Origin of the sequence: Novosphingobium sp. (assembly GCF_036820275.1) — a bacterium.
In the GTDB taxonomy this organism is placed as follows: domain Bacteria; phylum Pseudomonadota; class Alphaproteobacteria; order Sphingomonadales; family Sphingomonadaceae; genus Novosphingobium.
On record NZ_DAISLT010000016.1, the window covers coordinates 19,420 to 39,638 of the forward strand.

Here is a 20,219-nt window from a genome sequence, read left to right on the forward strand (position 1 = left end):
GAAGGGCGGCGGCATTACCGAAGTGCTTCGCCGTATCGCGGCCTCGCGCGTGGACCGCGTGGTCCTGCTGCGCGGCACCGACGCGGCCGAGGCGCAGGGGCAGACGCTCGTGGCCAACCTCGTACTGAAGGCCGATGTCGCAGGATCGGGCAATGCCTCGCTGACCTTCAGCCACACGGCGGACGGCCATATTGCGCCATCCGCCCGGATCAGCCACGCGCGGCGGATCGCCGGGTGGCAAACCAATGTCGAACTGTCCGGCGAAATGGTGCGCTTCCCAACCGACGGCACCTACCTCGACCGCGATGCCCTCGGCTCGCTCTACCAGACCCGGCAGGAGCACATCGCCGGCAAGGCGCCAGAATATGGCCTTGCGCTGAGCACGTCAGGCCCGCTGGCAGGAGGAACGCTGACCCTGAACCTGCGCCTGAACAAGGACGGCTATTCTTCCGACCGAAGGATCGACATCTATCAGGGCGCGGCGGACGATACCCCGGACGGTCGGCGCGATATCGCATATGACGAAAAGGGGCGTAGCGGCGAACTGGGCCTGGACTGGACCCGCCGCCTCGGTTCCGGCTGGACGGCGAAGCTGGTCGGCCTTGGCCGGATCGAGCGTTACACCACCGACGAAGATTACTCTGAAGCCGATTATCGCGGGCTCTCTTCCCGCCTGCAGAAGCCCAGCGAATTCGTCGCGCGATCCACGATCACCCGCGAAGGCAATCATCCGGTCCGCCCCGAATTCGGCGGCGAGGTGGCATACAATCGCCTGTCCAGCCAGTTGGACTATGCGGAGGATACCGGCGGCGGCCTGATCCCGGTCTCGCTTGCCAATGCCGGCACCCGCGTTTCCGAAATGCGGGGCGAGGCGTTCGCCAACCTGACCGTCAAGCTGACCCGGCACCTCAACCTCGAATCCGGGATGGCCGTCGAATTCTCCCGCATTCGGGTCACCGGAGAGGCCGCGCAGGAGCAGAGCCTGTCGTACCTGAAACCCTCACTCGCCGTCGTCTGGTCGCCTTCGGGAAGCACTCAGCTACGCCTGGGCGCACGCCGCACGGTCGACCAGCTGGACTTCGGCGACTTCGCGGCTTCGGTGAACCAGGGTGACGGAAGGCCGCTCGGTGGCAACTCGGGCCTGCGCCCCGCCCGCGTAACCCGCACGCTCCTGCGCCTTGACCATCGCTGGGGCAAGGGCGGCGCGATCGCGCTGGAAACCTATCACCAGTGGCATGGCGGCATGCTCGGCTACCTCATCCTGCCCAGCGGCGACGAGGCGATCGGCACCATCGGGGATGGTCGGCAGTGGGGTATCTCGGCACAAGGCTCGCTGCCGCTCGACGGTATCGTGAAAGGCGCGCGCCTGACGATCGACGGCACCTGGCGTGGATCGCGCCTCCGCGATCCGATCACGGGCAGGAACCGCCCGATGGACGATATCGCCGCGCAGAGCCTCAAGGCCGAATTCCGCCACGATATTCCCGCTCTGAAATCGTCCTGGGGCCTGACCTGGACCGCGCCCGAAGAAGCCAAGGTCTTCTATACCGGCGAGATCCTGCGCTGGCGTGATCGCGCTCTGTGGGGTGCTTACGTCGAGACGACCGCGCTGGCCGGTTTCAAGACGACCCTGCGCGCCACGGCTTTCAACGGACAGGATAATTCTCGCACACGCCAGTTCTATTCGCCTAGCCGGGCCAGCCTGTTCAGCGGCAGCGAACAGCGCGATCAGCAGTCGGGTGCCGTGATATCGCTGGGGTTTGCCCGATCATTCTGACACGGCCGTGGGATTCCGCCATTCCCAAGTCTAATTCGGCTCGCTGAACCGTGCGTTTGATCTTTTGACATTGAATGGGGGCGAAGCTGCCGTTGCTGGCGCTCTGACCTGACTTCGAAAGGCGCCCCCACATTCGCACCGGGAATGCGACGATGCACAGTTGCAAGAAGCGCTTCCCGTGAGACAAGAATTCCTGTGGTGAGTTGAAATTCTCCTGAGATATCTGTGTCAGCCGTCGAGACGACAGCGTCAGACATCCCTCCCTTCCGCTCAACCAGGCAGCAGACTCCGAAACGGAGTCATGGTGCGTGCAAAGGATAGCCATGTCTCTTTCCGTCGTCGCGGCTCGCCGCGCCGGGCGCTCGTCGCTGCCCGCCAACCGCCGGCCGTTGTCCGAGAAATTCCGAATGGACTCTCCGTTAGGCGGGGCCGCAGGAAATCCAACTCGCCAGTCGGCCTGGCTGATAGGAGCGGCAGTATCGGCACTGATGTTCGCGCCCTCAGAGGCAAGCGCGGATTCCATCGGCGAGCGGGGTGCAGCCCCGGAAGAAGCGGTGGAACCGGCGCCAGATGCCGAAGAAGCACCGGGACAGGACATCGTCGTCACCGGTATCCGCAGCGGAATCGAACAGGCCGTCCGGATCAAGCGCAATGCCGCCAGCATCGTCGACGTCATCAGTTCCGAGGACATCGGTCGCTATCCGGACGTGAACGTTGCGGAATCGGTTCAGCGCATCAGCGGCGTGCAGATCAACCGCACGCGCGGCGAAGGGCGCAGCGTGAACATCCGCGGTCTTCCCGACACGTTTACGTTGGTCACCCTCAACGGACGCAGCGTGCCCAACGCGCTCAACGACCTTTTCGCGGGCTTCTCGCGCTCTTTCGATTTCTCGGCCCTACCGCCCGAATTCGTGCGCACGCTGGAAGTCTACAAGTCTCCGACCGCCGACCTCGAAGACGGGGGGCTTTCCGGCACCGTCAATGTCCGCACGCCCCGCGCGCTCGACATCGGCCGCCGAGTGCTCACGCTTTCGGCACAGGCGGAACACGAAAGCAATTCCGGCAAGGTATCGCCGCGCATCTCCGGCTTGTTTGCCGACAGCTTCCTGGACGGCAGGCTGGGGATCACGCTCGGAGGATCTTACACCGAGCGCCGCCCCCAGACCCATCAGGTCGAGACCGGCTGGAACACCGTGACCGAGGCACAGGGGGTGCCGCTGGGCGGCGGCGGCGACGATCTCAACGGCGATGGCCGCATCGATCCCGATCGCCTGGTCCGCATACCGGGCCTCATCATCCACGACATGTTCACCGAGCGTAACCGCCGTCTCAGCGGCATTGCCTCGGTGCAGTTCCGGCCCAGCGACCAGCTCGAACTCTATGCCGACGCCTTCTACACCCGGGTCAAGGTCGAGGCAGTGCGTCAGGAAAACTGGCAGAATTTCGCGGGATCGAGCGGTGTGATCGCCTCGAAGACGCAAGTGCTGGACGGTGTGGAAACGGCGACCGACTTCACCGTCAGCAATATCGATCTGCGTGACGGCGGACGTTACCAGGACCGCAACGGCTTTATCCGTTCCTTCGTGGTCGGCGGCAAGTTCGAGAGCGACGGCTGGACCATCGTTCTCGACGGATCGGAACAACGCTCCCGTCAGGTTCGCAACACGCTCAACATCGCCGACAGCATCACCGGCAATGTACGCGTCGTCGCCAAGCCCGGAGACTCGATCCCCAGCATCACCTACCTCGACGGGTTCGATACCCGTAAGCTCGACGCCAACAACTTCCGACTGCTCAGCCTGAACGGCGAGCTCGACCGCGTAACCAGCGATCGGCTGCGCGACGTGAAGCTGGACGTTCGCCGCGACCTTGGCGACCGCGGCGTGACGGCGCTGCGGGCCGGCGTCAAATACAGCGACCGGGCCGTCTATGCCGACAACAAGACGTTGACGATTGGCGCTGCCGGCGTGTCCCAGCTCTATGGCGGTCTTCCCGCAGGGCCGCTTGCAGGCTCGTTCAGCGCCGCGCCCTTCATGATCCCGATCCGCGCCGGTTCGGGCTCGTTCCTGGGAAGCTACGACGGCGACGCCTCGTTTCCGCAATACTGGCTGGGCTCCGATGCCAGGAGCTTCGTCAAGAATTTCAGCAAGGAACAGCTGATCGCGGCTGGCAATTACACCAACGACGCGACCGGCATTCTCGACGTCAAGGAAAAGACCCTTGCCCTCTACGGGCGGGCAGACCTGGCTTTCGGCAAGCTGACCGGCAACATCGGCCTGCGCGCGGTCCGGACCAGCCAGACCACGTGCGGGGTCAGTCCCGACCTCAACGGCATCACCGTGGAAGTCGAAACGGGCATGACCACGCGTGTTCCGGCCGCGTCCCCACTGGTCGTCAAGCGTTCCTATTGGGATTTCCTGCCCAGCCTGAACCTGAAGTACGAGGTGACGGACAAGCTGCAACTGCGCTTCTCCGCCTCGCGCACGATCACGCGCCCCAACCTCGCCGACATTTCGCCCACCACAACGGCCAATGGCAACGGCCTGACTGTCACGCGGAACAATCCCTATCTCGATCCTTTCCGGGCGAACAATGTCGATGCCACCGTGGAGTACTACTTCGGACAGGATTCCCTGGTCGGCGCCTCGCTGTTCTACAAGAATCTGGAAAGCCTGATCCGCCGTGAAATCAGCATCCAGTCCCTGCCCGTCTCCTACATCCGCACGACGGGTACGACGACGATCCAGACCGATTTCACGGTCAGCCAGCTGGTCAATGGATCGGGTGTGGATCTCAAGGGGCTGGAACTCTATTTCCAGCAGGCCTTCACCTGGCTGCCCCGTCCGCTCGACGGCCTCGGGGTAATCGCCAACTACACCTATATCGACAACAGCGATCCCACCCAGCTTACGGCCGCCTCCAAGCACAACTACAACCTGACCGGCTATTACGAGAAGGGGCCGGTGGCCGCCCGCCTGTCCTATTCCTGGCGCAGCAGCTATCTTGCCTCTGCGACAGTGGCGCCGGTCATGGGGCGGATCAACCGGGCCTTCGGCACGCTCGATGCAAGCGTCAGCTTCCGGGTGACTCCGCAGGCTTCGATCGTGCTCGAAGCCGTCAACCTGCTCGATCGCGACGAAATCGTCGAATACACCACGGGCCTGCCCGCAAACTATCTCGATTCCGGGCGGCGCCTGTTCGGCGGCGTGCGCGTGACCTTCTAAAACGATGCAAAACGAAACGTCGGAGCGCAGGACAGCGCCCACATCAACGGAGACACGACATGGCTGACAGCTTCGATCGCCGCGGCATATTGCTGGGAGGCACCGGAGGGGCGTTCGGGCTCTACTCCTGGGCTGCCGGCGCCGGGACGCCGAGCGCGCGCCCAGCAACGCAGGACCTTCGCCTGCAACGCCGCCCCGGCGTAAAGCCGAAGAACATCCTGTTCGTCCTCACCGACGATCACCGCTACGATGCGATGGGCTTCATGAAGGCCCAGGACTTCGGCGATACGCCGACACTCGACCGGCTGGCGCGGGAAGGTACGCATTTCCGCAATGCCTTCGTCACGACGGCGCTTTGCTCGCCCTCGCGCGCCTCGATACTGACCGGGCTCTATGCCCACCAGCACAAGGTCGTCGACAACAACCACCCGATCCCGCCGGACCTGATCTTCTACCCGCAGTTCCTGCAGAAGGCCGGCTACGATACGGCCTTCATCGGCAAGTGGCACATGGGCACCGAGGGCGACGATCCGCAGCCGGGCTTCGATCACTGGGTGAGCTTCAAGGGTCAGGGAACCTATCTGCCCAGCGCAAACGGCCTGAACGTCGACGGCCGCAAGGTGCCGCAGAAGGGCTACATCACCGACGAACTGACCGACTACGCGATCGACTGGATCGACAAGCGCGATCCCGGCAAGCCCTGGATGATGCACCTCGCGCACAAGGCCGTCCACGCCGAGTTCCTGCCCGCCGAACGGCACAAGGGGCGCTACGACAAGGAAGTTTTCCGCTATCCGGAGAACATGAAAGCCGGAGTGCCGGGACGACCGATGTGGGTCGAAAACCAGCGCAACAGCTGGCATGGGGTCGACTATGCCTATCATGGCAATCTCGACATCGCCGACTACTACAAGCGCTACATGGAAACGCTGCTGGCGGTGGACGAAGGGCTGGCCCGCATCATGGACCTGCTCGAACGGCGCGGCGAACTGGACGATACGCTGATCATCTACATGGGCGACAACGGCTTCATGTTCGGCGAGCACGGCCTGATCGACAAGCGCACCGCTTACGAGGAATCGATGCGGGTTCCCTTGCTCGCACGGTGCCCGTCCCTGTTCAACGCCGGCAGCACGGTCGAGAACGTCGTGGCGAACATCGATATCGCTCCGACGATCCTGGCGGCGGCGGGCCTGGAGTCCCCCTCCTACATGGCGGGTTCCAGCATGCTGCCGCTGGCGCGCGACGCGAACGCGCCCTGGCGCGAGGAACTGCTCTACGAATACTATTGGGAGCGAAACTTCCCGCAGACGCCGACTGTCCACGCCATTCGCGAAGAGCGCTACAAATACGTCCGCTTCCACGGCATCTGGGATCTGGATGAACTTTACGATCTCGCCGACGATCCCACCGAGAACAACAACCTCCTCGCCCAGCCGGGCCACGAGGCGCTGGCCCAGCGGCTGAGCCACAAGCTGTTCACGCTTCTGGAAGAAACCGGCGGCATGCAGATTCCGCTCAGCGTCGATGCGGGAGGGCGAAACGAACTGCGCAGTCCGTCAGGCGCCGGGCAGGCACCGTTCCCGCCATCGTTCTTTATGCCGCAAACGAAGCGGGGGACTTGAGGAAAGTCCGAAGCGATAGGCCCTGCCTGCCATCTTCGAGCAGAGACCCTCAAGCCGTTGCCGCGAGGGCCAACCTCCGCAAATGGATGGCAGGCTTCCTCTTCCCAATGCGGCTAGGATAGACCCGCCCCCGGGGACCAGATAACCGAGCCGCCCTGCCTCTCGCTGGCTGCATGGCACACTTACGTCATGGCTCGAAATTCCTGGCACGAACCTTCGCTCCCTTTTCACGATCACTACCGAAGCTGGCGCCCTCCTAGCGAATTCGAAGATCGATCAGAAAGCCACGGCTCTGGATCGGCATTGATCTCGGCCACCAGATCGTACGCCCTCGTCACAGCGGGGCGCTGCGAAATCTCTTCCAGCCAGCGACGGACATTGACAAGATCTTCCAGCGTCTGGCCGAGCCGCTGCCATGGCAAGACCCAGGAAGAAGACCAGCACCGAGCGATGGCGGCAGATGATCTGGGGCTGATAGTATGATGAGGCGAGCAAATGGGCTCAAACATGAGCCGGCCCCTATATTTTCACCGTGTCAAAAAAATGAAAGCATGAGGCGATAACGAGCCTGTCCCATCACTGCCCCCAGCTTCCGACTGAACGCACCGGCCATGCGTGATCGCTCAGCCTGCCTTCTTCGCTTTATGCTCGGCCAGCAGCTTATCGAGTTCGGCGATCCGAAGCCGTTCAGGCGTGTCTTTCGCGAGCCCCTTAAGGCGGCATGCAGCCCACAAACTCCTGCGTTCGGACTCGAGGGCTTTGAGATAGAGGTCAGCCATTTGGTTTGTTCCTTCTGCGAGTAGTGGCCGGGGCTGGTCGCCGCCCGGCTGTGTTCTGTGTGTTTCCGGCATCTTCGAGAACCAGCTTGCGCCAACGCTGTAGCCGTTCCGGTTCAAGCGCTCCGCTGCGGACCGCAGCCTGCACCATGCAACCAGGCTCCGAACCATGGGCGCAGTTCGTGAAGCGGCATTTCAGCGTCAACGCGGTGATATCGTCGAACACTTCCGCGATCCCATCGGCGGCTTCCGGCAGGTTGAACTCTCGCATGCCGGGCGTATCGACCAGCCACCCCCCTTCGATTGGGCCATTGAGGCGGTGCAGTTGCCGAACGGTTGTCGTATGCCGTCCTTTGCCGTCGTTTTCGCGGATGGGCTGGGTTGCGATGTCGTCCGAACCGCGCAAGCTGTTGATCATTGTCGACTTGCCGACACCCGAAGACCCGAGCAAAGCCACGGTGCTCCCCTTGCCGCAGTACCGGGCCAACCGCGCAACGCTGCCTGTATCGAGCCCGTTGATCAGTTCGACCTGCAAGCCTGGCTGCAACCCACGGGCAATGTTCAGGAACTTTCCCGGTTCGACCGCAAGGTCGATCTTGGTAAGAACCACCACAGGCGTCACGCCGACCTCACGAGCCATGACAAGGTAACGTTCGAGCCGCGCCACATTGAAGTCATGGTTGCACGAGGTGACGATGAACAAGGTGTCGACGTTTGCCGCGATCAACTGCAGACGGCGCTTGTCCATAGGCGCTTGCCGCTTGAACAAATTGATCCGATCCAGGATGCGTACCGCCGTCAATTCGGCCCGATCGACAATCATCCAGTCGCCGACCGTGGGGCGGTCTTCCGCTCCTTCCGCCGATGGCAATGCCGAGGGGATCATGCCGCTCAACCCGCTCCCCGCGATCTCGACCCAACCGCGATGAACGGCCATGACCCGCACCGGGCACAGTTCGCCGTCCCGCTCTTCCGCGGTCAACTGGCTGCTGAAGGCTGTCCTCCAACCAAGGTCAATCAAGGTTATCCCGGTCGATTCCATCGTTAGGGTGCAGTCTCTCTTCGCTTGGTGAAACCCGAGCAACTCTGCGCGAGCAGACAGAGACTCCGGACGGAGAAGCCCCGCAATATCTGGGGTCGCCGTTCGCCACCCCCTACTCTCATATTTGCTGGCGCGCCATGCCGCACGGAAATAACCCGGAAAACGTGGGAAGGGCAGCCGTGGCCTATTGCCGCGCCCGGCTTCGATAACAGACCTGCGAAGCCTGGTGCCGGCGTAAGCCGACGTTCAGCCGTTCGGTCCGAACATTGCGAATGGCGCAATCTGGCCGAGATTTGCTGCGCCTGGCGGCAAACCATGAAGACATTCCTGTTTCCGAACAGAATGCAGGACAAAGGCGTTGGTCACACGAATGCCATAGCAGATCTCTAGCGCGTCGGGATGCCGCCCAACGCCCGTCATGGCGACCGAAAAAACCTTCAATTGAGGACTTTGCCGAGGCTGATCGCGGCAGGGTTTGCGGCATTCTGCGTCTACCTGGCAATGTATGCCTTTCGTAAACCCATAGCCGTCGCGACGTTCTCAGACCAGGCGCCGCTGTGGGGGGTGGATTTCAAGACCGCACTGATCCTGGCGCAGGCCTTGGGCTATGCTTGTTCCAAGATCATCGGCATTCGCGTCGTTTCGATCCACCGGGGTGCCGAGCGCAAGGCCCTGATCCTGGGCCTGATCGGCATATCGTGGATCGCCTTGGTAGGGGTCGCGCTGCTTCCGGCGTGGATGGCGCCCCTGTGCATGGTCCTCAACGGCTTGCCCCTCGGCATGATCTGGGGGCTGGTCGTCAGCTACCTCGAAGGGCGGCGGCTGACGGAAGTACTGACGATGATCCTGGCCGCCAGCTTCATCGTCTCTTCCGGGCTGGTCAAATCAGTGGGTAGCATGTTGCTGATCGAGGGCGTGTCGCCGTTCTGGATGCCCGCCGCCACCGGGCTGCTGTTTGCACCGCTGCTGGTCGGCGCCTTGCTCATCCTGTCCCGCATTCCCGCGCCGGACGAAGCCGACAAGGCCGATCGCGGCGAGCGCGTGGCGATGGATGCGGCATCGCGTCGCCGTTTCGTCCGTCTCTACTGGCTGCCGCTGACGCTCCTGCTTGCCGGTTACGGCTTGCTGGTGGCCCTGCGCGATTACCGCGACAATTTCGCCGCCGAGATGTGGCTGCAACTCGGCCAGGGACGCTCGCCGGCCCTGTTCATCGAGACGGAGATTCCGGTGACCATCGTGGTCCTGTTCGGTCTTGCCGTGATCGGGTTGATCCGCCGCAACCGGGCCGCCATGATCGCTGTCCATGCCTTGATCGTCGTGGGCGCCGCAGTGTTGGGACTGTCGACCATCGCCTGGCGGCTGGGCATGATCGGGCCGATCGCCTGGGTGACGCTGAGCGGCACGGGCCTATACCTCGCCTATGCTCCGTTCAGCGTGATCCTGTTCGAGCGGATCATGGCTTTCACCCGCTATCCCGGCAACGCAGGCTTCCTGATCTACATGGCCGATGCCTTCGGCTACTGCGGCAGCCTTGCCCTGATGATCGCCTTCAGTGTCCGAAACGGAGGTGGCCCCGGCGCGCTGTCCTTCTATGTCGAGGGCTGCCTGATCGCCAGCGTGGTGCTGGTCTGCGCCGCTGCGGCCTCCCTGCAATGCTTCTTCAGCCTGCAGGAGACGCCACGTGGACGGTCGTTCCGCTGGCGGCTGCGGCCTCGCGGATCGCGGGAGGCGGATCCCGTTCGGTGACGAGGTCGTGGACCTGATCGAAGTCCGCAACATGGGCGGTGCCCTGCCGTGAGAACTTGCCATGATCCGCCACGACCACCAGCCTGCGGGCGCGATCGAGCACCGCGCGCTTGAAGGCCGCCTCGTCCGGATCGAAATCGAGGAAGCCGCGCGACGCCTCGATCGCTCCCATCGAGAGCACGGCCACGTCGGGAACGAAGCGGCGGACGTAGGCGATCGCATCGGCATCGAAGGCCGAACGATAATCCACATTCATCGCACCGCCCGCGAAGAACACCCGGTGGTCCGCCCGGCCTAGCCCCTCCGCGACCACTTCCAGACTGTTGCTGACCAGCGTGAGACCACGCAGATGGCCGAGTTCCTGCGCCACCCAGTAGGAGGTCGTGCCCGAATCGATGAAGACCGTCGCCCCGTCCTCGATGAACCCGGCCGCGAGCCGGGCGATCGCGCGCTTGGCTTCCAGCTGTTCCCGCAGGCGCCGCCGGTAGGGCGCTTCCAGTCTGGTCGCCGGCAGAGTCACGCCGCCGTGAACCTTGATCACCCGGCCACTGCCCTCAAGCTGGCGCACGTCACGGCGGATGGTTTCCTCCGAAACGCCGAATCCCGCAGCCAGATCGGCGATGGACGAGGAACCCCGCTCCTCCAGCGAGGAAAGAATCGCCGCGATGCGGTCTGCCTGTATCAACCTGTAGTCCCCCTTGCAGGCGAGCCATTGCCTGTCCTCACGATGCCCGGCTGACGGTGTGGTTTCAAGTGACATTCTCGCATGAACACCACACATTCAAAAACAATCGTCACCTGAATCCACATAATGTCACATAAACGTAACCCTCAGGGCATAGCTCGCCGCTGACGGCCACGAAGGGCCGGTGAAACGGCGGCAGCGCCACAGGGGAATATCGATGAAGACTTGGATGATCGGAACCGCGATCCTCGCGATCGCGGCCGGGACCACGCATGCCCACGCCGCAGAGGCCGATGTGACCGCCGATGCCGCAGCCCCGGAATCTGCCGACACAGCTGCGGGCACCGAAGCAAGCGAAAATGTCGGCAGCGAGGATATCGTCGTCACCGGTACCGCCACGCACTTCGCCAATACCCGCGTGACCCCGGAAATGATCGAGCGCCAGTCCGCGCTCACCAGCGTCAATGACGTGATCAACGAACTGCCGGGCGTTTTCGTGTCCGAAGGCGATGCTTTCGGTTCGTCCGACTGGGCCACCCAGATCTCGATCCGCGGCTTCACCCAGATCGGTACGACCATCGACGGCCTGCCCAACGGCGGCTCGGGCTACGGCGGCGGCTCCAAGGCCAACCGCTACATCGATGTGCTGGACCTCAAGACGGTGGAAGTCTCGCAAGGCACCGCCGACATTTCCTCGCGCTCGAACGAAGCGCTGGGCGGCACGCTCAACTACGTCACGTCCGATCCCCAGGACGAATTCCGCGTACGCCTTTCCGGTGCGGCGGGCGACTATGGCGCGCAGAAGTATTATGCCCGTGTCGATACCGGCGAGATCGCGCCCGATACCCGCGCCTACATCTCCGCCTCGCATTCCAAGGCGCATGACTGGATCGGCGGCGCCGGCAAGACCACCCGCGACCACCTCAGCGCCAAGATCAACAGCAAGATCTCCAACATCGATCTGACCGGCTTCCTCTCCTACGACGATGCCGACGAGTCCGAATTCGGCTCGGTCTCGGTCGACATGTTCAAGGCGGATCCCGACCACGACGTCTATACCGACACCTGGACCGGCCTGCCCTACATCGACCAGAATTACCGCTCCGGCTCGCGCGCGCTGCGCAAGAACCTGTTCGGCTACTTGCGCGGGAAAGCGGACCTGGGCGAAGTGAAGCTCTCTCTCACCGGCTACTATCACCGCATGCGCGGGCGCGGCGACTGGATGCCTCCCTATCTCGTCAACGTGACCGCAGACGGTGCAGGCAACCCCGAGAGCGAATATACCGGCGGATCGACGGTGATCGGCGGGTCGCAGCTCGGCCAGATCTACTACGTCACCCCCACCGGCGCGGCGGCGACCATGATCGCCGGATGCACCGGCACGGCGGGCGTCCCGGCGGCCTATTCGCCCACCTGCTATGCCGACGATGCGACGGCGGTGATGTCCTATCGCCATACCCACTACAAGAACGACCGCTTCGGCTTCACCGCCGATGCCGACTGGACGCACGACTTCGGCCCCGTCACCAACACGCTGCGCGCCGGCTTGTGGTATGAGAACATCACGGCAAACCAGGTGCGCGACTGGCACAAGATCAAGAACCCGCTGCTCGGCACCGCCTATGACAGCAATCCCTACTGGGTGCAGTTCAGCGTCGACTACAACACCAACGAACTGGTCTATTACGCGCAGGACTCGATCCAGTACGGCAAGCTTACCGCCGCCTTCGGCATGAAGCAGTATTTCATCGACCAGAAGCGCCAGGAACGGCTGGTCGTGGAGCCGCGCACCCGCAGCAACTCGCACTCCGATCCGTTGATCTCGGCCGGCCTGACCTGGGCCACTCCGGTGGACGGGCTGGAGCTGTTCGCGGGCTATGCGCAGAACTTCTCGTCGATCGGCAATGGGCTGCTGGGTGAAGCGCAGGAAGTGATCGACCGCGTCAAGCCGGAGACCGCCGACAGCATCGAGATCGGCGCTCGCTACAGTTCGCCTCGCCTCCAGGCCTCACTTACCGCCTACGACATCAAGTTCAACAACCACATCGTCTCGATTTCGTCGAACCTGGTGACCGGGATCGACTATCTGGAGGAACAGGAAAGCGTCTATCTCAACGTCGGCGGCATCCGCTCCAAGGGCGTCGAGGCGGCGCTGGCCTATCGCTTCCCGATGGGGCTGACGCTCTCGGGCAGCTACAGCTACAACCATGCCGTCTACATCGGCACCGGCAATGCCGAGCAGGACGAGGACGTGGGCATCACCCCCGGCGTACAAGTCAGCGGCTCTCCGCGTCACATGTGGGTGATGTCGGCCGACTATCGCCGCTCGGCGTTCAAGGCCGGGGTCTCGGCCAAGTTCGTGGGCGACCGCTTCGTCGACGACAACGGCGGCGACGTGGCACCGGGCTATACCGTCATCAACGGCTATATCGGCATGGATCTGGACCGCATCTCCGACCAGCTGAGCGGCGCATCGCTGACGATCCAGGCCACCAACCTGGCGGACAAGCGCTATCTCGGCGGCGGCGCGGGCGGCACGGCGTTCCTCGGCACGCCGCGTACCGTCACGGCAGCGCTGACCTTCGACTTCTGATCGTCATACCACGGCAATAATGCAAGGCGGATGCGCTGCTCCCGTTGGGGCGGCGCATCCGTCGTTTTTCAAGGACACATCATGGTCGACCTTACCCGCCGCTCCCTGCTTGGCGTCGCCGCGCTGGCCGGTCTACCCGCCTCCATCGCGCGCGCCGCCGCCATCGCGCCCGACGTGCGCAGCGGTACGATCGAGGATGTCGAGCATGTCGTGATCCTGATGCAGGAGAACCGCAGCTTCGACCACTATTTCGGCACGCTGCGCGGCGTGCGCGGGTTTGCCGACCGCTTGCCGATTCCCCTGCCGCCGATCGCCGGAAAGCCGCGTTCGGTATGGGAGCAGCTCGACAGCCCGGAAGCGCCGACCATCGCGCCGTTCCACCTCGACACCCGCGCCACGTTCGACGTCATGCGCGTGGCGGGCACGCCGCATACCTGGCCCGATGCGCAAAAGGCCTGGGACGAAGGCCGGATGGGCCACTGGCCCGCAATCAAGACCCAGCGCGCCATGGGGCACTACCGGCGCGAGGACATTCCGTTCCAGTTCGCGCTGGCCGAAGCCTTCACCATCTGCGACGCCTATCACTGCGCGATCCAGACCGGCACCAACACCAACCGTCTGTTCCTCTGGACCGGCACCAACGACCCGCACGGCAAGCAGGGCGGCCCGGCGATCGGCAATTCGCACGACAACTTCCCCGAACAGGGCGGAGCCGCGTCCGACTACATGTGGGGCACGGTGCCGGAGCGCTTGCAGGCCAAGGGTATCGACTGGCGCATCTACCAGGACATGGCGGACAACTTCACCGACAATCCGCTGGTCGGCTTTCGCGCCTATCGGGATGCCAATCGCGGTAAAGGCGGCGCAGACCTGAAGGACCGTGCCCTGACAACGGGCGCGCTCGACCGCCTGCGCAAGGACGTATTGGCGGGCGCCCTGCCCCAAGTCAGCTGGATCGTCGCCGACGCGAAAGGCAGCGAACACCCCGGCCCGTCCAGCCCTGCCCAGGGCGCGCTCTACACCTCGCAAGTGCTGGACGCGCTGACGGCCAATCCGCGCATCTGGGCACGCACCGTGCTGCTGGTGATGTTCGACGAGAACGACGGCTTTTTCGACCACATGCCGCCGCCCGCGCCGCCGTCGATCGCTGCCGACGGCCATCCGCTGGGCGGATCGACGGTGGATACCGCCGGCGAGTACCACCGCATCCCCGCCCCCGACGAGGAGAAGATCGACGAACCGGCCCTGCGCGGCCGACCTTACGGGCTCGGACCGCGCGTTCCCATGTATGTCGTCTCGCCGTGGAGCCGGGGCGGCTGGGTCAACTCGCAGGTCTTCGATCACACCTCGGTGATCCGCTTCCTCGAAACGCGCTTCGGCTTCCATGAGGCCAACATCTCGCCCTGGCGGCGGGCGGTCTGCGGAGATCTGACTTCCGCTTTCGATTTCTCCGCACCCGATCGCGCACCGTTCGGCCCATTGCCCGATCCGCGCGGCGATGCCCTGCGGGCGGGGCAGATAGAGCATCAGCCCAGTCCCACGCCGCCCACCCAGCGCACGGCGATCTGGCAGGAGCCGGGCCTGCGTCGATCCCGCCCGCTGCCCTACCGACTGGACGTTCAGGATCGGATGGAAAGCGACGGCATCGTCCTGCATTTTGCCGCCGAAGGCGCAGCCGCCGTTTTCCATGTCTACGACCGTAACGCCCTGAACCTGCCGCCACGCCGCTATACCGTGGGCGCCGGCCAGAACATCGAAGGGCACTGGGCCTGGAGCGATCGGGAAGGCTACGATTTGTGGGTCCTGGGGCCGAACGGCTTCCACCGACACTTCGTGGGCGACCGGGACAGCACTCCAATCGTTCTGACCGGCCGTGCGACGCCTTTCAACCTCGACCTGAAAGCCATTTCTTCGGAGAAACGCTTGCCCGAGCTGCGCGTCCGCACAATGCTCGCTTCACCCCCATTTCATCAGGAGAGGATAGTCACGGGAGAAGTCTCGATCTCCCTGCGCGATACGCTGGGATGGTACGATATCCTGGTCGAACTCGCCGGTTCCGGCGGGTGGCAGCGCCGTCTTGCAGGCCGCGTTGACCTGGAGGGTCGGGAAACGACGAGCGATCCATTCCAGCTGTCCGTCTGATGCCCCTCAACAATTTCCTGCCGTGAAGGTGGCGAGAGCGTTCCCGGCGGGCAGCAGACGCTTCAAGCCATAGGGAAAGCCGCACGATCAAGAGGAGCACAAATCGACAGCTGAATCGGGTGAGGGTCGGTTTTACCGAGCGCCAAACGCCGCATACTCCCGGCGTACCCCCCGCTTCCTGCTTACTCCGAGGGCGGGCCAACTTCACCGCACGAACAAACGGTCCAGGGGCTACTCAGGGTAACCCGGTGGAAATCGGCAAAAGGAAGGACATCCTCTCCCCATTGGCAAACTTGGCCCATCGAACAGCGTAGGGACTCTTACCTCTCCGAAATCACAGAAGGAAAGCGTTGATAAGGAAGAAGGCCCGCGTCCTCTCGGAAACGGGCCTTCAAACCACAGATACGCTGCAAAGTGCGCCTCAGAACGGGATATCGTCGTCCAGATCGTCGCCGAAACCGCCGCTGCTGCCGCCGGTACGACCCCACTCGCTGCCGCCCGACGAACCGCCCGAAGACGAACCGCCGCTACGGCCCCAGTCGTCGCCGCCGGAGGAACCGGCCGACGAACCGCCCGAGCGGCCGCCGCCATAGCCGCTGCCCGACGCGCCGCCTTCATTCCAGCCGCCGCCGGAACCACCGCGCGCACCGCCACCGCCGCCGCCACCCTGGGCGCCGTCGAGCATGGTCAGCACGCCGCCGATGCCGCCGACCGAGACTTCGGTGGTGTAGCGATCGTTACCGTTCTGGTCCTGCCACTTGCGGGTGCGTAGCTGGCCTTCGATGTAGATCTTCGAACCCTTGCGCAGGAAACGCTCGACTACGCCGACCAGGCCTTCGCTCTGGATCACGACGGAGTGCCATTCGGTGCGCTCCTTGCGCTCGCCGGTGGCGCGGTCCTTCCAGTTTTCCGAGGTGGCGATGCGCAGATTGGCGATACGCCCGCCGTTCTGGAACGACTTCACTTCGGGATCGGCTCCGAGGTTGCCGATCAGAATGACCTTGTTGACGCTGCCTGCCATGAGGGAATCGCTTTCCTGTATAAATTCGGCAAACGGGTTAGCGAATGGAGCGCCCCCGCGCGAGTCTGTCGAAGGGGGTTGTCTACAACCCAGCCCCGACCGCGATCCAGTACGTCACGCCCGCCGCCGCATAGGCCAGGCCGAACAGATAGGCGAGCATGAAGATCGGCCACTTCCAGCCGTTGGTTTCGCGGCGGGTGACGGCGATGGTGGACATGCACTGCGGCGCGAAGACGAACCACGCCAGGAACGCCAGCGCCATCGGCAGGGTCCAGCGGCCCTTCAATCGGTCGCCCAGTTCCACCGCCTGCTGGTCCTCGTCGTCGCCGGCATCGACCGCATACGTCGTCGCCAGCGAGGAAACCGCCACTTCGCGCGCGGCCATCGCCGGGATCAGCGCCAGCGCCATGTCTCGGTTGAAGCCGATCGGCTCGACCACGACGGCAAGGCCGTTCGCCAGCTTGCCCGCGATCGAGGCATCGACCTGGCTCTCGCCCGGCTTAGCCTGCGGGAAGTTGAGCAGTACCCAAAGCACCACGGTGACGGTGAAGATGATCGTGCCGGCGCGGCGCAGGAAGATCCACGCGCGCTGCCACAGGCCAATGGCCATGTCCTTGAGCCGGGGCAGCTGGTACTTCGGCATCTCCATGATGAAGCCCGAAGCGGCGCCCTTGGTGATCGAACTGCGCAGCAGTAGCGCCACCACCATGGCCCCGACGATGCCCGCCACATAGAGCCCGAACAGCACGACGCCCTGAAGCCCGATGCCCCAGCCGAGATTGGTGTTCGGAATGAAGGCGCCGATGATGACCGCATAGACCGGCAGGCGCGCCGAGCAGGTCATCAACGGGGCGATCAGGATCGTGGTCAGCCGGTCCTTGGGATCGGTGATCGAACGGGTCGCCATGATGCCGGGAATGGCGCAGGCGAAGCTGGAGAGCAGCGGAATGAAGCTACGGCCGGAAAGCCCGACATAGGCCATCAGTCGATCCATCAGGAACGCCGCGCGGGCCATGTAGCCCGAGGCTTCCATCGCCAGGATGAAGGCGAAGAGGATGATGATCTGCGGCAGGAACACCACGACCGAGCCAACGCCCGAGATCACGCCGTCGGTCAGCAGGTCGCGCACGAGGCCCGGCGGCATCGCGGCCTTGACGGTATCGTGCAGCCAGCCCGCGCCCGCATCCAGCCCGTCCATCAGCGGCGCCGCCCAGGCGAAGACCGCCTGGAACACCACGAAGAGGAAGGCGAAGAGGATGATCGGCCCCAGCCAGGGGTTGAGCAGGACCTGGTCGAGCCGCGCGTGCAGGCGATGCTGCTTCGATTCCGAGAGGATCGCGGCATTGGCCATGGCATGGGCGGCGACGCGGCGCTCGGTCGGCCCAAGGTCGGTAAGGCCCGGCCCGGCATGGCGGCTTTCGGCCGACGCGATCGCCTCACCGAGTTCGGCAAGGCCGCGGCGGCGCACGGCGACGGTCGGCACGACCTTCACACCGAGTTCCTCTTCCAGCACGGCGGCATCGAGCACCAGCCCGTCGCGCTCGGCGAGGTCGACCATGTTGAGCGCCACTACCGAAGGCTTGCCCAGCGCCAGCAGTTCCTGCGCGAAGACGAGGTGCTGTTCGAGGTTGGAGGCATCGAGCACGATGACGAGAACGTCCGGCTCGGCTTCTCCGGCGAACCTGCCGGCGATGACCTTGGAGGTTACTTCCTCGTCCGGGCTGGTGGCATCGAGGCCGTAGGCGCCGGGAAGGTCGGTCATTTCCACCGGCTCGCCGGTCGGCAGCACCATGCGGCCCGACTTGCGCTCCACGGTGACGCCCGGATAGTTGGCGATCTTCTGGCGCGCGCCGGTAAGCGCGTTGAACAGCGCGCTCTTGCCCGCATTGGGGTTGCCGACGAGGGCGATCTTGCGCTGGCGGCTCATAGCGGCGAGACCTCCATGGCATGGGCATGAGCCCGGCGCACGGCGATGGTCATGCGGCCCACGGCGATGGCGATCGGATCCCTGCCCCCCGCGACTCCGCGATGCGCCACGGAAACGGTGGCCCCTTCTTCGAGTCCGAGGGCGCGAAGGCGCTTGGCTTCTTCGGGAACGAGGGCATTCCAGTCCACTGCGACGATTCGAGCGCGCTGGTCGATGGGGAGCAGATCGAGAGTCATGCGGCTCCGCTGCCAGATCGGCGCAGCGATTGCAACTTGTTCGCAATAACTAACAAACCTGACCTCGATCGGCCCGACCTCAGATCAACGCGCCGGGTAACGCAGCCGCCCCAGCAGGCGCACCAGGCTGATCCGCTCCTCCGGGGCGCGGAGGAACTGCGCCTTGGTCTTCTCGAAGCGGATGATCCCCTCGATCCGGCGGTCGAGGAAGGCGCGGGTCTCGGCCTTGTCCTCGCTCTTGTCGGAAGCGAAGACCCGCAGCGTGGCGGCGTAGATGCCGCCCAGGATCGTGCGCTTGGTATAGTGGTTGTAGTCGGTCGCGGTATCCCCCGCGAGCCGCCACATGGCATCGGCGCTGTGCCAGCCCAGACGCAGCGAAGTGCGCAGGTTCTGCGGCATCGCCATGATCGTCAGCGCCCGGTTCAGCGCTTCCTCGCGCCCCGCCACGGCATCGAGCCGCGCCATCACCAGGCGGCGGATACGCTCGCGGATGGACACCCCCGCCAGCGAGGACGCCGGGGTGGTGCGCTCCATCTGCTCGTCGACATGGCTGACCCAGGCGGCGATCATCGCCATCTGCCCGTCGCGGAACGCGAATTCGGCAAGTGCGGCATCGACTCCGGCCATCCCGGCCGCCTGGCGCACCGCATCCATCGTCCAGCCGTCGAACACGGCGGCATCGGCAATGGCAGGCGCGAGCTGGCGGCGCAGCGCCTCAAGAGTTTCCGGTTGTTCCATCATAGTTCTCAGAACGTCGGGCCGTAGATCGCCTTGGCCTTGCCCGCGTTCTTCTTCGCATATTCCTCGACGAGGTTGGCGAGCGTGCTGCCGCGCGCTTCCTGCGCCGCGTAGTCGCGGGCGTTGCGACCGGAGTTGTCGGCGCGGTTGGGATTGGCGCCGGCTTCCAGAAGCGCCTTCACCATGTCCGCGTCCTTGCGGTGGACCGCGAAGATCAGCGGGGTTTCGCCCGCATCGTTCGAGGTATCGGGGTTGGCCTTGTGCTCCAACAGCACCGTCACGCCTTCGCGCCAGCCCAGGCTGACCGCGACGGCGAGCGGCGTGCGGCCGCGATCGTCGGCGGCATTGACGTTGGCACCCTTGCCGATGAGGAAGCCGAGCCAGGTGGCGTCGCGGCGGTTGGTGACGATCAGCAGCGCGGTCTCGCCGGTCGTCACGTCCTTGGCGTTGACGATCTGGCCGTTCTCGCTGAGCGCCTGCTCGACTTTCTCGCCTTCCTTTTTCTTCACCGATTCGAGGAACTTGTAGCCGTCGGAGAAATCGGCGTGCGCGGGGGAAGCGAACAGTACACCTGCCGCGAATGCGGCCAGCACGGCCCTGACAGGACCCGCTTTCAGAATTCCGCGCGAGCGCTGCGACATGGTCTTCGACACCTTCATTACCTCCAGACAGACAGGGCGGCCGTGA

At 64.3% G+C, this 20,219-nt stretch carries 14 protein-coding genes; 6 read left to right on the forward strand and 8 right to left on the reverse strand.

Features of this window, described 5'->3' with window-relative positions; translation table 11 throughout:
* From V7066_RS14110 to V7066_RS14120, 3 genes are all read left to right on the forward strand, one after another.
* Positions 1-1,777, forward strand: a 1,777-nt coding sequence (locus V7066_RS14110; protein WP_334183673.1) for a TonB-dependent receptor, incomplete at its 5' end; no start/stop codon positions are given.
* Between the two features lie 488 nt (positions 1,778-2,265).
* Positions 2,266-5,001: a TonB-dependent receptor gene (locus V7066_RS14115; protein WP_334183674.1), complete on the forward strand. Its 2,736-nt coding sequence runs from the start codon at positions 2,266-2,268 to the stop codon at positions 4,999-5,001.
* 59 nt (positions 5,002-5,060) lie between these two features.
* Complete coding sequence (locus V7066_RS14120) at positions 5,061-6,626, forward strand: sulfatase family protein (protein WP_334183675.1); 1,566 nt, start codon at positions 5,061-5,063, stop codon at positions 6,624-6,626.
* Between the two features lie 623 nt (positions 6,627-7,249).
* On the opposite strand, the gene V7066_RS14125 is transcribed toward V7066_RS14120, so the two are convergent.
* Both V7066_RS14125 and rsgA read right to left on the reverse strand, forming a co-directional pair.
* On the reverse strand, positions 7,250-7,405 hold the full coding sequence (locus tag V7066_RS14125) for a hypothetical protein (RefSeq protein ID WP_334183676.1): 156 nt from the start codon (positions 7,403-7,405) through the stop codon (positions 7,250-7,252).
* Complete coding sequence (rsgA, locus tag V7066_RS14130) at positions 7,398-8,444, reverse strand: ribosome small subunit-dependent GTPase A (RefSeq protein WP_334183677.1); 1,047 nt, start codon at positions 8,442-8,444, stop codon at positions 7,398-7,400. Before rsgA ends, V7066_RS14125 begins: the two co-directional genes overlap by 8 nt.
* Positions 8,445-8,945: 501 nt before the next feature.
* Between rsgA and V7066_RS14135 the strand changes: the two genes are divergently transcribed.
* Complete coding sequence (locus tag V7066_RS14135; protein ID WP_334183745.1) at positions 8,946-10,190, forward strand: DUF5690 family protein; 1,245 nt, start codon at positions 8,946-8,948, stop codon at positions 10,188-10,190.
* On the opposite strand, the gene V7066_RS14140 is transcribed toward V7066_RS14135, so the two are convergent.
* Positions 10,105-10,875: a DeoR/GlpR family DNA-binding transcription regulator gene (locus tag V7066_RS14140; RefSeq protein WP_334183678.1), complete on the reverse strand. Its 771-nt coding sequence runs from the start codon at positions 10,873-10,875 to the stop codon at positions 10,105-10,107. The genes V7066_RS14135 and V7066_RS14140 overlap by 86 nt on opposite strands.
* A 217-nt stretch (positions 10,876-11,092) precedes the next feature.
* Between V7066_RS14140 and V7066_RS14145 the strand changes: the two genes are divergently transcribed.
* Both V7066_RS14145 and V7066_RS14150 read left to right on the forward strand, forming a co-directional pair.
* Positions 11,093-13,468, forward strand: a complete 2,376-nt coding sequence (locus V7066_RS14145) for a TonB-dependent receptor domain-containing protein (RefSeq protein ID WP_334183679.1) — start codon at positions 11,093-11,095, stop codon at positions 13,466-13,468.
* 81 nt (positions 13,469-13,549) lie between these two features.
* A complete protein-coding gene (locus tag V7066_RS14150; protein WP_334183680.1) occupies positions 13,550-15,610 on the forward strand; it encodes a phosphocholine-specific phospholipase C in 2,061 nt (686 codons plus the stop codon).
* A gap of 421 nt (positions 15,611-16,031) precedes the next feature.
* Here the strand turns inward: V7066_RS14150 and ssb are convergent, their stop codons facing one another.
* The 5 genes from ssb to V7066_RS14175 all read right to left on the reverse strand — a co-directional run bounded on the left by ssb (position 16,032) and on the right by V7066_RS14175 (position 20,185).
* Positions 16,032-16,631, reverse strand: coding sequence for a single-stranded DNA-binding protein (gene ssb / locus V7066_RS14155; protein WP_334183681.1), 600 nt, complete (start codon positions 16,629-16,631; stop codon positions 16,032-16,034).
* Between the two features lie 82 nt (positions 16,632-16,713).
* Positions 16,714-18,558, reverse strand: coding sequence for a ferrous iron transporter B (gene feoB, locus V7066_RS14160; RefSeq protein WP_334183682.1), 1,845 nt, complete (start codon positions 18,556-18,558; stop codon positions 16,714-16,716).
* Positions 18,555-18,794, reverse strand: a complete 240-nt coding sequence (locus tag V7066_RS14165; protein WP_334183683.1) for a FeoA family protein — start codon at positions 18,792-18,794, stop codon at positions 18,555-18,557. The genes feoB and V7066_RS14165 overlap by 4 nt, the downstream gene beginning before the upstream one ends.
* A gap of 84 nt (positions 18,795-18,878) precedes the next feature.
* The gene (locus V7066_RS14170; protein WP_442947331.1) at positions 18,879-19,532 is read right to left on the reverse strand and encodes a COQ9 family protein; all 654 of its coding nucleotides are present in this window, start codon (positions 19,530-19,532) and stop codon (positions 18,879-18,881) included.
* A gap of 8 nt (positions 19,533-19,540) precedes the next feature.
* Complete coding sequence (locus V7066_RS14175; protein ID WP_334183685.1) at positions 19,541-20,185, reverse strand: ankyrin repeat domain-containing protein; 645 nt, start codon at positions 20,183-20,185, stop codon at positions 19,541-19,543.
* Positions 20,186-20,219: the final 34 nt, after the last annotated feature.

Bases quoted from the DNA above. Each gene is read 5' to 3' on its own strand.
- V7066_RS14125 (WP_334183676.1), bottom strand. From the start codon at position 7,405: ATGGCTGACCTCTATCTCAAAGCCCTCGAGTCCGAACGCAGGAGTTTG.
- rsgA (WP_334183677.1), bottom strand. From the start codon at position 8,444: ATGGAATCGACCGGGATAACCTTGATTGACCTTGGTTGGAGGACAGCC.
- V7066_RS14165 (WP_334183683.1), bottom strand. From the start codon at position 18,794: ATGACTCTCGATCTGCTCCCCATCGACCAGCGCGCTCGAATCGTCGCA.
- V7066_RS14150 (WP_334183680.1), top strand. From the start codon at position 13,550: ATGGTCGACCTTACCCGCCGCTCCCTGCTTGGCGTCGCCGCGCTGGCC.
- V7066_RS14120 (WP_334183675.1), top strand. From the start codon at position 5,061: ATGGCTGACAGCTTCGATCGCCGCGGCATATTGCTGGGAGGCACCGGA.
- feoB (WP_334183682.1), bottom strand. From the start codon at position 18,558: ATGAGCCGCCAGCGCAAGATCGCCCTCGTCGGCAACCCCAATGCGGGC.
- V7066_RS14170 (WP_442947331.1), bottom strand. From the start codon at position 19,532: ATGGAACAACCGGAAACTCTTGAGGCGCTGCGCCGCCAGCTCGCGCCT.
- V7066_RS14145 (WP_334183679.1), top strand. From the start codon at position 11,093: ATGAAGACTTGGATGATCGGAACCGCGATCCTCGCGATCGCGGCCGGG.
- ssb (WP_334183681.1), bottom strand. From the start codon at position 16,631: ATGGCAGGCAGCGTCAACAAGGTCATTCTGATCGGCAACCTCGGAGCC.
- V7066_RS14135 (WP_334183745.1), top strand. From the start codon at position 8,946: ATGTATGCCTTTCGTAAACCCATAGCCGTCGCGACGTTCTCAGACCAG.
- V7066_RS14115 (WP_334183674.1), top strand. From the start codon at position 2,266: ATGTTCGCGCCCTCAGAGGCAAGCGCGGATTCCATCGGCGAGCGGGGT.